Here is a 12,182-nt window from a genome sequence, read left to right as displayed (position 1 = left end):
AAAAGCGCGGTTGCCCTGGAAAGAAAAGGGCGAGCCCGGTAGGTGTTAGCAGCACCAGGCCGGGCTCTTCACCGCCAGTGGACTGAGATAGAGGCCACCACGATGCTCACGCATGTTATCGCGCCCACGCGCGACTTCACCCAGATCTCGAACGACCACATCTGGAATGACGATCTGTCAGACGCAGCCTTCCGGTTGCTGGTAAGGGCTCTCGCCCTGTCGCCCGCCAAGGCCCGCGCCACCACCGTCACCGAGCTGGCCGCCGGCCTGAGCGGTGGACGGATCACCGCTGATCGGGCGCGCAAGCAGCTCGCGCGCGCCGGTCTGCTGAACTCCACGCGCTGGCGCTGCCGGGGCGGGCAGGTGCGGACGGAGTCGATGATCTCCAACGTCCCCGTGGATGACGGTGATGCGGAACGGATGTTCGCCGCGCACTTCGACCGGGAGGACACGCGGCGGGAGGATGATCGGCGGGACGGCGAGCGACGGGAGGAGGAGCGGCGGGACGACGACCGGCGAGGCGGACCGGGTGCCGGAGGGCGAGGGGGCGGCCCGCCCGCAGCGTCGTCGGACGGCACCGCCCTCCCTTCGGGAGTAACACTGACGGAGGAGGACACTTCCCCCCTCCCGGTCCCCGCGATCGAGGCGGAGGCCGAGCGGGTGCTGCTCTCGTTGCGGCAGTCCGATCCGCGCCTCGTGCTGGGCGGGCGCGAGGTGCGGCGGCTGCTGCCGCTGGCCGTGGAGTGGCTGCTCAGGGGCGTGAGTTCGGCGTCGTTGCGGCACGGGATCAGCGACGGACTGCCGCCGGAGCTGAAGAGTCCGTATGCGGTGCTGCGGTACCGGCTGATCGAGAAGATGCCGGAACAGCCCACCGTGCTGGAGCTGGTGGGCTGTTCCGGCTGCGAGCGGGTGTTCCGCCCGGTGAGTGGCGAGGAGCGGTGCGGGGCCTGTCGCAGTGAGGTGGCCGCGGAGAGGCCCGGGGGCCGGGGTGTCGGTCAGGTGGGTTGGCGGGAGCGGCTGGCCATGCTCAACGCTGCCACCGAGGGTGGCTGACGGTGGCTCAGTGGGCGGCGACCACCACGGTGGCGTCCAGCTCGTCGTCCGTCCGGACGTCGGCGCGCAGCCCGGCACGGGTCACGACGTCGACGGCGTGCGGGACTTGGCGTTCACTGGTCTCGAAGAGCAGGTGGCCGCCCGGCGCCAGCCACTGCGGCGCTGCCGCCGCGACCCGGCGCAGCACGTCCAGGCCGTCCGCGCCGCCGTCCAGCGCGACGCGGGCCTCGTGCACCCGGGCCTCGGCGGGGAGCAGCTCGATCGCGTCGGTCGGTACGTAGGGGACGTTGGCGAGCAGGGTGTCGATCCGGCCGCGCAGCGCGGTGGGCAGCGGGTCGAAGAGGTCGCCCTGGTAGACGGCGCCGACCGCAGGCGGGATGTTGCGGCGGGCGCTGGCCACGGCGGCGGGGTCGATGTCGGTGGCGTGCAGGTCGACGGCGTGCAGGTCGGTGCCTCCGACCGCCGCCGGGTCCGCCGCCGCGACCGCCGCCGCGACCGCCGCCGCGAGCGCCGCGCCGAGGGCGCCCGCGCCGCAGCACAGGTCGACCACCAGGGCGCCGGGCGAGGTGAGGGTGGTGGCGACGTCGACCAGGAACTCGGTGCGGCGACGGGGCACGAAGACGCCGGGCCCGACGCTGATCCGCAGCCCGTGGAAGGAGGCCCAGCCGAGCACGTGCTCCAGCGGGAGGCCCTGGACGCGCTGCTCGACCATGGCGGCGAGCTGTTCGGCGGTGGTGGCGGTTTGGAGGATCAGCTCGGCCTCGTCCTCGGCGAAGACGCAGCCGGCGGCGCGCAGCGTGGTGACGATGACGGCGTAGGGCAGCGGGGCGGAGGCGGCAGTGGAACGGGAGAGCGACATGAGAGCGGTGAGACGCCTTTCGGGACAAACCGAAGGGGCTCTCGCGACCGTCTGGAGGGCCTCGATCAGGCCGACGGACCGTGCGGGGAGAGCACCCAGCCTGCGACAGCGGTAATGGGTCTCACCTCCTGGGTCGGTCCGGGTCCTGCGGAGGGCCCAGGCTAGCAGAGCGGCGGGGCGGGCCGGAGCGAGTCCGATGGGCGTTGAAGGGGGCGGGCATGGGGCGGCCGGAGTTGTTGGAGAAGGGCAAGTGAGAGGCCAGGAGGAATGATGTCCGTTCTGACCACCGAGGCGGCACTCCGAGCGGCGGTGAACCGTCTGCACGCGCCGTCCGGAGCCCTGTTCGAGCAGGAGTTTCGGGCCGCGTGGGAAGAGGCGATCCAGACCGAGAGCGTCGTGCCCATGCACGTCTTCCTGCACCGCTGGGCCGTGTGGGTGTGCATCGAGAGGCACCCGGGCAAGGCCGACCGCCAGCATGAGCTGGAGCGCATCGTCGGCACCTCCGAGGACGTCCGCGCTCGGCGCGCGGCGGCCATCGAACTCGCCTCCATGCTTTCCTGGGCGCAGCAGGAGCTGGAGCGGGCCTGACGGTCCATGAGGGCGGGCCGGTTGCGGAGACCACCCCTTGGCGGCAGAAGTGGTAGGGCAGGGCCGTTGCGTAGCTGGCTCCGACCCGTTGATTGACTGACTGAGTCAGTCTTATGGTGTCCCCATGCGTGGACGGATGCCGATGCGGCCGTTGGAGGAGATCGCCGATGCGGCGGTCGCCGTGTTCCTGGAGCGGGGGTTCCGGCCTGCGGGGATCTCGGACGTGGCTGCTGCGCTCGGGCTCAGCCATGGCGCCGTCTACACGTATGCGAAGAGCAAGCAGGCGCTGTTCCACCTGGCGCTGACGCGGGTGCTGCAGCCGGGTGCGGTGGGCGGGATGGCGGTGCCGGTGCCCAGTCCGAGCGCCGGGGAGATCATCGCGCTGGTCGAGAGCTGGGCGGGCGACCAGAGCGGGCTGGCGCTGCTGACCGAGGCCGCGTCCGGACCGTCCGAGTCGTCCGGGCAGCGGTCGTCGGCGGCGGAAGTCGAGGCACTGGTCGACGAGTTGTACACGTTCGTCGAGCGGAACCGGGTGGCGCTGCAGTTGGTCGAGCGCTGTGCCGAGGAGCTGCCCGAGCTGGCGCAGTGGTACTTCGTGCAGCGGCGGCGCTCGACGATCGAGCTGATCGGTGCGTTCCTGGCCACCCGGATCGAGGCCGGTCTGCTGCGGCCGGTGCCCGATGTGCCGGTCGCCGCCCGGTTCATCGTCGAGACCGTCGCCTGGTTCGCCATGCACCGCCACGGCGACCCGGACTCGCGGATGCTGGCCGACGACGACTGCCGCCGCACCGTGCGCCACCTGCTTGTCGCCGCGTTTCCGACCACCGGGGGAGAGTCATGACCGAGACCGTTGAACGTGCTTTAGACCCCACCGACCCTGCGATACCCGGCCGCGAGCGGCTGGCGTGGCGCCCTGTGGGGCTGATCGCGCTGGCCGTCGCGCTGGTGCACCTGGCGGTCGCCGCCCGCTACGGCTGGCACCGCGACGAGTTCTCCTACGTGATCTGCGGCCGGCACCCGGACTGGGGTTACGCCGACCAGCCGCCGCTGGCCCCGCTGCTCGCCGCAGGCGCCGCCGCCCTGCCCGGCGGCGTGCTGCCACTGCGGGTGCTGGCGATCGCCGCGCAGGTCGGCTGCGTGCTGCTCGCGCCCGTGCTGGCGGCCGAGTTCGGTGGCGGGCGGCGTGCGCAGACCCTCACCGCGGCGGCGATCGCGGCCTGCCCGGCGTACGTGGCCTCCTCGCTGCTGTTCGGCACGACCGTGCTGGACCAGGTGGTGTGGGTGGCCGTGCTGGTGCTGGTCGCGCGCGCCCTGCGGCTGCGGACGGCCGGGGCCTGGCTGGCGGCCGGTGCGGTGGCGGGCATCGGGCTGGAGAACAAGGACACCGTGGCCGTGCTGCTGCTCGGCGTCCTGGTCGGCCTGGCGCTGCTGCGGCGCCAGGCGCTGTGCACCGCAGGGCCGTGGCTCGCCGGGGTCGTGACGCTCGCGCTGGCTGCGCCGAACGTGCTCTGGGACGCCGGGCACGGCTGGCCGAACCTGCGGATGGCCCGGTCGCTCGCCGCCGGGCAGGGCGGTCCGCTCGGCTCGCTGGCCCATCTTCCGGTGCTCGCCCTGCTGTTGGCCGGTCCGCCGATGATCATGCTGTGGGCGTTCGGGGTGCGCTGGCTGGCCTCGCCGGCCGGCCGTGCGCACCGGTGGGTGCTGGTGGTCGCGGCGGTGGCCGTGGTGGTGTTCACCGCGAGCGGCGGGAAGGCGTACTACCCGGCCCCCGTCCTGGCCGGGCTGTTCGCGGCGGGGGCGGTGCGGATGGAGTCGGCGGGGCAGCTGCAGCCGCGGGCCTGGGGGAGAGGCGGCTGGGCGTGGCCGATCGGGGCGTGCGCCCTGGTCGCGCTGCTGATCGGGCTGCCGGTGCTGCCGGTGAGCGCGGCCAATGCCATCCGGGTGGTGAACCCGACGCTGGTCGAGACGTACGGGTGGCCGGGGTTCGTCGCGCAGGTGCGGCAGGCCGCCGCCGCGCTGCCGCCCGGCACCCCGATCTTCACCAGCAACTACGGCGAGGCGGGCGCCCTGACGATCCTCGGCCCGGCGCAGGGCCTGCGGCAGCCGGTGGTCACCGCGCAGAACACCTACGCCCTGTGGGGCCCGCCGGCCGGGCGCCCGGATGTCGCCCTGTGCGTGGGCGAGTTCGGGCCCGCCCAGCTGCACCGGTCGTGGGACGAGGTCACCGAGGTCGCCCCGATCCGGATGAACGGGGTGCACGACGAGGAGACGGAAAAGCACGCCGCGATCTACGTCTGCCGTTACCCGCACGGCAGCTGGGCCCAACTCTGGCCGGGCCTGGTCCACTTCGACTGAGCGCGCGACCGGAGCGGGGCGGCGGAGCGGGCCGTCAGAGCAGGGCGGCGGCGGGTTTGACCATGCCGCGGGCGGTCTTGGCGTCCACGTACTCGCCGAGGGCGGTCATCACCCACTCGCCGGAGAGCTGGCGGACCAGTTTGCACATGACGACGCCGGTGTGGGGTTCGGCGTTGGTCAGGTCGAAGCGGACCAGCTCCTCGCCGGTGGTGGCGTCGAGCAGGCGGCAGTAGGCGTCGCGGACGTCGGTGAAGCGCTGGCCGGAGAAGGAGTTGACCACGAAGGCCAGGCCGACGACCTCGGGCGGCAGGCCGTCGAGGTGGACGTCGATGGCCTCGTCGTCGCCGGTGCCGCCGCCGGTGAGGTTGTCGCCGGTGTGCTGGATCGCGCCGTTGAAGACGTTGAGCTTCATGAACCAGACCGTCTCCAGCCGCTCGCGCCGGGCGTCGAAGGCGATGCAGGAGGCGTCCAGGTCGATGTTGCGGCCGCGGCGGGCGGGCTGCCAGCCGAGCGCCATCCGGACCGAACTGAGCAGCGCGTGGCCGCCCTTGACCAGGGAGACGGAGCCGCCCTTGACCAGCGAGACCCGGCCCTTGTCCAGGGTGACGCGCGGGGCGGCGGCGGGGGCGGGCGTGTAGGCGGGCATCGGCGGGACGTGCGCGGGGGAGGAGGGCGGCGGCGGGGTCGGCGGGGCGTACTCGGGCACCGGGGGAGCGGCGGCCGTCGCGGGGCCGGCCACCTCGTCGATCGAGACGCCGAAGTCGGAGGCGATCCCGGCCAGTCCGTTGGCGTAGCCCTGGCCGACCGCGCGGATCTTCCACTCCGCGCCGCGCCGGTAGACCTCGACCAGCACCAGGGCGGTCTCGCGGCCCAGGCGGGGCGGGGTGAAGGTGGCCAGGACGCGGCCGGTGTCGGCGTCCAGCACGGTGGCGGTCGGCTCGATGCCCGCGAAGGTGGCGCCCTGCCCGTCCAGGCTGGCGGTGATCACGACAGTGGCGACGTCCGAGGGCACCGCCCAGGTGTCCACGGTGATCGCGTCGGCCTGCGAGCCGCCGGCCGGGTTGTGGGTGACGCCCGGACCGCGCGGGGCGTTGTAGAAGACCAGGTCCGCGTCCGAACGGACCTTGCCGGTCTTGGTGATCAGCAGGCCCGACACGTCCAGGCGCTGACGGGCGGTCACCTCGATGCGTACCCGGACGGCGGTCAGCGGCGCGTTCGCGCCTTGGGACAGGGCCGTGGCCACGTGATCCTCCTCAACTGGGCGAACGCGACGGGACGGACGGAACGTCCCGCTGCCCGGCGCGAGGGGTGCGTGCTGCGAGCGCTCGATGCGCCCCGGTGCGCCGGTGCAGGGCCAGCCTAGCCAAGGGGAGGTCGGGGTGGGGTCAGCGGCCGGGAGAGGCGCCGACGAGGGTGCGGGGCAGGGGCGCTGGGGTGCCGGCGAGGGTGGCCGACGGGGCGCCCGGGGCGGTGGCCGGGGTGGGCCTGGCGCTCGGGGTGGGCTTGGCGCTCGGGGTGGCCGGGGCGCTCGGGGTGCTCGGGCCGAAGGCGCCGAGGGCGGCCACCGCGCGGGGGTCGTCCAGGGCGAAACCGGAGGCCGTCCAGCCGCCGGCGACCAGACGGCCGGCGGCGGTGGTGGCAGCGGTGGCGGGGGCGCCCTGGACGGTGAAGGTGTAGGTGCCCGGGGCCACGTCCGCGCCGGGCGGCGGGGCGAAGCGGTAGATCACGGCGGAGCCGCGCGTCAGCAGCGTCACCCGGGCGCCGGGGAGGGTGCTCCAGGCCAGCGCGCCGGGGCCCGCGTCGGCGCGGTCCAGGCGCAGTTCGACCTCGGTGGCGGTGAGCTCCTCGGCGACGGTGAGGGTCACGGTGCGGGCCCGGCCGCCGCCGGGGAGGGTGGTGGTGCTGCCCTGGCCGGTGAGGGCGGGGGCGTCCTCGGCGGGGGTGCTGCTGTCGGGGGCGTCCGTGCCGGGAGCGGACGCGCCGTCGGTGGCCGTCGGGTCCGGGGCGGGGCGCGGCGCCGGGATCAGCGGGCGCGCGGGGGAGGTCGGCGTCAGCGGCGCGGGAGGCGTGCGCGCGGGCGGCACGGTGACCGGGGGCAGGGGCTGGTCGGCCGCGTCGCCGCCGGTGGTGGTGACGTTCGGGCGGGTGGCGTGCGGCGCGCCGGCGGACGGCGTCGGGCTGGGCGAGGCCTGGGCCTGCTGGGCCTGGGCCTGGGCCTGAGGCTGCTGGGGCTGCTGAGTCTGCTGGCCGAGTGCCCCGGCGGCGGGGGTGGCGCCCGGGCTGACGGGAGCGTTCAAGGGGCTGGCGCTCGCCGCGGAGGGCGTGGGCGAGGGCGAGTACGCCGGAGCGATCGGGGCGCCCGCGACCGGCGCGGGGCCGGTCGGCCCGGCGCCCGGAGCGGCTCCGGTGGTGGATCCGGTACTTCCGGTGCTGCTCCCGGTGGTGGCTCCCGCGTTGACTCCGCTCAGCGGCAGCGCGGTGGTCGGGCCGGCCGTCGGGCCGGTGGCGCCGGTCGTGGGCCCGGCGACGGGGCGGCTGCCCGGTCCGCCGACCACGGTGCCGGTACCGGTCAGCCGGGCGCCGGTCGGGCCGGTACCGGTCGGGCCGGTGGTGGCCGGGGCGGCTCCGCCGCCCGCGAGCGGCACGGCCGCCGGCTCGGGCGTGCCGGTACCGGTGGGGGTGGCGCCGACGGTGGACATCCGCACGCCGTAGCCGATCCGCTGCTGACTGCTGACCAGCCAGGTGGTCGCGATGCTGATGCCGACCACGGTGGACATCGCCATCGCGGCGCCGGAGACCCTGATCGCGGGCAGTCGCAACTGCCCGCCCAGCGGCTTGGGCCGGCTGTGCCGACCGTGTGGCAGCGGCGGGTGCTCGTCGGTGTGCCGCGCCGCCGCGGGGGTGCCTTCCCGGTGCGTCACCGGACTCCTCTCCTCCCCAGCCGGCCTCCCCGGCCGACTGACGCTGCCCCGCTCCAGGTCTCGCTGTCCGTCGGTACGGCCCTGCCGAACCGCCATCGGTACGCCGTGCTGAACCGACCGGCCCCGGCCGTCCGTAGGGACTGTCAGGGCACTCGTCCGCCGTCGGTGGCCGCCACCCCCCGTGCAGGCCACCCGGATCGGCGGAGTGACGAGAGTACCAGCGCGGCGGCGGTGAGTGACGGGACCGGTCCCACCAGTTCGGGTACCCGGTGTCAGCTGCTCGTTAACGGGCTCACGGCGTGTGGTGGGACCTGATGCACAGGAAGTTGACGTACCGTCGGACGGTCGGTGGACGCACGGCGGGCGGGGCGCCGGAGCCGGCCCGAACGGCGGTGCGTTGCAACCCCCTGCAACCTTTGCGGCGCGCGACGGCGGCGGAGCAGGCTGGGCCGGTCCCGCCTCGCCCCGGAGAAACAGCCATGCCGCGCGATCCACTGTCCGCCAGCGGCGGAGCCCCGTACCAAGCCACCTACCCCGCCACCCAAGCAGCCCGGCAGCAGCTGCCGTTCCGTCCGGCCTCGCCGGTGGAGGAGATCCTCACCCTGCGCATCGCGCTGGGCCGGGACAAGGTGGGCACCGTCCCCACCCGGTTCCGCTACGAGCCCGCGCGGCCCTACGAGGTGCTGGTCACCTTCCATCTGGGCCGCCCCGACGAGGTCGACTGGGTCTTCTCCCGCGAGCTGCTGCGCGACGGCCTGATCGGCCTGACCGGTCAGGGCGACGTGCGGCTGTGGCCCGCGCACTGCCCCTGCCACGGCGCGACCCTGCACCTGGCGCTGGAATCCCCCTACGGCAGCGCGCTGCTGGAGGCCTCCGCACCCCGGGTGCGGGACTGGCTGGAGCGCACGTACGCCGAGGTGCCCGAGGGCGCCGAGCCGGACTGCGCCCCGACGGACGAGCAGTTGACGGCGTTCCTGTTCGGGGACTGCTGACGGCTCGCGCCGCCGATCGGCCCGGTCCGCTGCCCGGTCGGCCTCATCGGCCCGGTCGGGTGCCGGGTTTCAGGGCGCCGGCCTCTTCGAGTGCGCCGGATTCGAGTGCGCTGCGTTCGAGGGCGCCGGCCGGCCGTCTGGGGCTCGGCACCTGACTGCCCGTCATGCCGCCCTCCGGTCCGCCCTGGCTGGCGATCCGGCAGCCGGGCAGTAGCGCCGAACCGCTGTCCAGCACCGCGCGCAGGCGGCGGATGCCGGGCGCCGAGGAGGCGGGCAGCAGCTGGTAGGAGTCGGCCGGGTGGACCACCTCCACCTGCACCGACTCGGCGAACCGGTACGGCCGGTGCTCCAGCAGGCCGCCCAGGTAGCGGCGCAGCCGGGAGAGTTCGGCCCGGACGGTGACCACCCGGGACGGGTCGCCGAACAGCCCTTCGGCCAACTGGGCCGCCGTGCGGCCGCTCTGGTGGGTGGCCAGCAGCAGGAGCAGCTCGGCGTGCCGCGGGCTGAGCGCGTGCGACCAGCTGCCGACGCCGCCGCGCACCGAGACCTCCGGGCGGGCGGTGTTGCTCAGGTCGAGCACCAGCCGGGCCCCCACGGCCTGTTCGGAGACGGCCTGCGGTGAGCTGGTGAGCGGGCGGACCAACCAGCCGTCGGCCAGCGGTTCGACCGCGCACTCGCCGAGCGAGGGCAGCCAGTGGATCGGCGCGGAGGCCCAGCCCTCGGCGGGCAGCCGCAGCCGGTTGACCGGCGGCAGGCCGGCGGCGGCGGCCGTCCAGCCGTCCCGGTCGACCACCAGGGCCGGCCCGGCGGCCTGGGCCAGCACCGGTGCCGCCACCGTGCGCAGCCGGTGCAGCGACTCCAACTGGGCGGCGCGCAGCTCGGTCTCGGCCAGCCGGGCGGCGGTCACGGCGAGCGCGAGCAGCTGCGGGTGGACACCGCGGGCCGGTCCGCTGAGGTCGACCACGCCGGCCACCCGGCCGGTGCGCGGGTCGCGGACGGGGGCGCCGACGCAGGTCCAGGCGTGCTGGTTGCGCACGTAGTGCTCGGTGGAGTGCACGCGCAGCGGGCGCCCGGTGCGCGCCACCGTGCCGATCCCGTTGGTGCCGACCGCCTCCTCGTCCCAGCGGCCACCGGTCATGAAGCCGATCAGGTCACCGCTGCGGCGCAGTTGACGTGGTCCCTCGTGCCAGAGCAGGGTGCCCTGGGCGTCGGCGACGGCGAGGATCAGCGGCAGGTCGGTGACCGGGTCGAGGAGCGTGCCGCGCAGCGTGGGCATCACGGCGTCCAGGCCGCTGGCCCGGCGGCGGTGCTCGATCTCGGCGGTGCCCAGGTGCTCCGGGTCCCGGCCGCGATCGGGGTCCAGGCCGAGGCGGCGCAGGCGCTCCCAGGAGTCGCCGATCTCGGGGCGCGGGGCCTGGCGGGGGATCTCGCCCAGCACGGCCTGCTCGTGCGTTCTGGCCTGCTCGGCCGGGGAGCGGAGGGCGAACTCGTCGGATCGGCCCAGGTGGGCCGCGTCGGCGTGCGACGTGTCCCGGTGTGCCGTGTCCCGCATGGTGGCTCCCCTCGCCGCATGTCCGGTCCCAACTCGGCCGGAGCAGGGCCGGGCAAGCCCTGTCGCCCACAGCGTACGGGTGCCGGGAGCCGGTCGGTCGAGCGATCCTCGCACGAGCAGGCCGGGTTGACGCCCCCTCGGGCGCGGTCCGGGTGGGGGTGGGGTGGCGCGGGGGAGCGGACAGGGTGGCGCGGGGGAGCGAAGGACGCTGGCGCGCCCGGCCCGGACCAGCGGGAGGTCCGGGCGGGGGCCGGGTGAGGTCCGGGTGAGGTCCGGGTGAGGGCTAGCGGGATCCGCTGCCGGCTTCGGTGTCCGGGGTCTGGGCGTCCTGCTGCTGGGCGCGCTCGACGGTGCGGTGCAGGTCGTGGGTGGCCGTCATGGTGGCGGCCGTGCTGACCGCGAGGCAGCAGCCGAGCAGCAGGCCGGCGGTCGCCAGGCGGCGGGTGCCGGTGCGCGCGCGGCGGCGCGGGCGCGCGGGTGCGGGCGGGGCGAGCAGGGCGGCGACCCGGCGGGGGACCGGCCCCGCGGCGGCGGCCGGGGCCAGCAGGGGGCGTGCCGGGCGCGGGCTGCGGGCGGCGGCCAGGGCGGCGCGGCCCACCGCCCGGGCGGTCACCGCGCGGTCGCCGACCGCCGCGGCGGCGGACTCGTCGGCCCAGCGCTCCAGGTGGAAGCCGAGCGGCGCGCGCAGCTGGCCGAGCGCCGGGTGGAGCACGGCGGCGTACTCGGCGGCGGCCAGCAGCAGGTGGTGGCGGCCGTGCAGGTGCGCTCGCTCGTGGGCGAGCAGCGCGGCCCGCTCGGGGCCGGTCAGCGCGCGCAGCATGCCGGTGGTGACCACGATCCGGCCCGGTCGGCCGAGCCGGCCGGGCAGCGCGTAGGCGTCGGCGCGGTCGTCGGTGAGGACGGTGAGGGGGTGGTGCGCGGCGGGGCTGAGCAGCGCGCGCAGCGCGGCCAGGGAGAGCGGGCCGGCGGGTGCGTGCGAGGGGGCGGGTGCGTGCGGGTCGGCGGAGGCCGCGGCGTCGGGGTGCTCGCCGAGGGCGGTGCGGGCCCGGTGCAGGTCGGTGTACTGGCGGTGCGCGGTGCGCAGGGTCAGTCCGCCGGCCACCAGCAGCGCGAGGGCCGCCGGTGCGGCCAGGAAGAGGGCGGCGGGCGAGGCCCGGTCGAGCCAGGGCAGCGAGAGGTGGCCGAGGGCCGCGACCGGCGGCAGCCGCAGCAGCCCCGCGAGCGCGAGCAGGCCGAGCGAGGCGGCGCTGGCGACGGCCAGCACGGCCCCGGTGGCGCTCAGCACCCAGGAGGCGGCGCGCGGCGCCAGCGCGTCGGCCAGGCGGCGGGCGGCCGGGGCAGCGAGGAAGGGGACGACGAAGGGGAGCAGGAAGGGGAGCCAGATCGCCAGGATCACCGGACACCACCCAGGGCCTGCCCGCCGCCGTCGCCCGGCACGGCGTCGCCGTGCCCGTCGCCGAGGAGCTCGCGCAGCAGCCGCTCGTCGTCGGCGGAGAGGTCGGAGACGAAGCGGGCCAGCACCGTGGAGCGGTCCTGCTCGCGGTCGAGCTCGGTGCGCATCCGGCGGGCGGCCAGGCCGGCCGGGTCCTGGACGGTCGGCGTGTAGGCGTAGGCGCGCCCGGCCCGGGTGCGGCCGACGGTGCCCTTCTCGTGCAGCCGGGCCAGGATCGTGGCGATCGTGGTGCGGGCGAGCTCACCGCCGAGGGCAGCCTGCACGTCGTGCGGGGTCAGGGGCCGGTCGGCGGCCCAGAGGGCCGCGAGGACCTGGGCTTCGAGTTCCCCGGAGGAGCGGCGGGCGGCGGGCACTTCGGGCATATCGACGTGACCTCCAGTCATCGTCTACAGTCGTGTAGACCGTCTAC

11 protein-coding genes are annotated in these 12,182 nt (G+C 75.6%); 5 read left to right on the top strand and 6 right to left on the bottom strand.

Going from position 1 to position 12,182, the window contains the following annotated elements:
• Positions 1-42: 42 nt before the first annotated feature.
• Complete coding sequence (locus OG294_RS12975; protein ID WP_327066643.1) at positions 43-1,053, top strand: hypothetical protein; 1,011 nt, start codon at positions 43-45, stop codon at positions 1,051-1,053.
• Positions 1,054-1,060: 7 nt separating this feature from the next.
• On the opposite strand, the gene OG294_RS12970 is transcribed toward OG294_RS12975, so the two are convergent.
• Positions 1,061-1,912 (bottom strand): putative protein N(5)-glutamine methyltransferase, encoded by an 852-nt coding sequence (locus tag OG294_RS12970; RefSeq protein ID WP_327066642.1) that lies wholly within the window; start codon positions 1,910-1,912, stop codon positions 1,061-1,063.
• Between the two features lie 270 nt (positions 1,913-2,182).
• On the opposite strand from OG294_RS12970, the gene OG294_RS12965 reads away from it, so the two are divergent.
• The 3 genes from OG294_RS12965 (at position 2,183) to OG294_RS12955 (ending at position 4,855) form a co-directional block, all read left to right on the top strand.
• Complete coding sequence (locus tag OG294_RS12965) at positions 2,183-2,500, top strand: DUF6247 family protein (RefSeq protein ID WP_327066641.1); 318 nt, start codon at positions 2,183-2,185, stop codon at positions 2,498-2,500.
• Positions 2,501-2,624: 124 nt separating this feature from the next.
• The gene (locus tag OG294_RS12960; protein WP_327066640.1) at positions 2,625-3,341 is read left to right on the top strand and encodes a TetR/AcrR family transcriptional regulator; all 717 of its coding nucleotides are present in this window, start codon (positions 2,625-2,627) and stop codon (positions 3,339-3,341) included.
• Positions 3,338-4,855, top strand: coding sequence for a glycosyltransferase family 39 protein (locus OG294_RS12955; RefSeq protein WP_327066639.1), 1,518 nt, complete (start codon positions 3,338-3,340; stop codon positions 4,853-4,855). Before OG294_RS12960 ends, OG294_RS12955 begins: the two co-directional genes overlap by 4 nt.
• A 34-nt stretch (positions 4,856-4,889) precedes the next feature.
• Here the strand turns inward: OG294_RS12955 and OG294_RS12950 are convergent, their stop codons facing one another.
• Both OG294_RS12950 and OG294_RS12945 read right to left on the bottom strand, forming a co-directional pair.
• Positions 4,890-6,086, bottom strand: a complete 1,197-nt coding sequence (locus tag OG294_RS12950; protein WP_327071526.1) for a TerD family protein — start codon at positions 6,084-6,086, stop codon at positions 4,890-4,892.
• A 154-nt stretch (positions 6,087-6,240) separates the two neighbouring features.
• Complete coding sequence (locus OG294_RS12945; RefSeq protein WP_327066638.1) at positions 6,241-7,776, bottom strand: hypothetical protein; 1,536 nt, start codon at positions 7,774-7,776, stop codon at positions 6,241-6,243.
• 479 nt (positions 7,777-8,255) lie between these two features.
• On the opposite strand from OG294_RS12945, the gene OG294_RS12940 reads away from it, so the two are divergent.
• Positions 8,256-8,768, top strand: a complete 513-nt coding sequence (locus OG294_RS12940) for an SsgA family sporulation/cell division regulator (protein ID WP_327066637.1) — start codon at positions 8,256-8,258, stop codon at positions 8,766-8,768.
• Positions 8,769-8,811: 43 nt separating this feature from the next.
• Here OG294_RS12940 and OG294_RS12935 read toward each other — a convergent pair whose 3' ends face one another.
• From OG294_RS12935 to OG294_RS12925, 3 genes are all read right to left on the bottom strand, one after another.
• Positions 8,812-10,320, bottom strand: a complete 1,509-nt coding sequence (locus OG294_RS12935) for a helix-turn-helix domain-containing protein (protein WP_327066636.1) — start codon at positions 10,318-10,320, stop codon at positions 8,812-8,814.
• Between the two features lie 283 nt (positions 10,321-10,603).
• Complete coding sequence (locus tag OG294_RS12930; RefSeq protein ID WP_327066635.1) at positions 10,604-11,716, bottom strand: M48 family metalloprotease; 1,113 nt, start codon at positions 11,714-11,716, stop codon at positions 10,604-10,606.
• Complete coding sequence (locus tag OG294_RS12925) at positions 11,713-12,135, bottom strand: BlaI/MecI/CopY family transcriptional regulator (RefSeq protein WP_327066634.1); 423 nt, start codon at positions 12,133-12,135, stop codon at positions 11,713-11,715. The genes OG294_RS12930 and OG294_RS12925 overlap by 4 nt, the downstream gene beginning before the upstream one ends.
• Between the last annotated feature and the right edge of the window lie 47 nt (positions 12,136-12,182).

The sequence above is a fragment of the Kitasatospora sp. NBC_01302 genome (assembly GCF_035976515.1).
Lineage (GTDB): Bacteria > Actinomycetota > Actinomycetes > Streptomycetales > Streptomycetaceae > Kitasatospora.
Note: the sequence above shows the minus strand (reverse complement) of the source record. Positions and strands in the feature narration are given on the sequence as shown.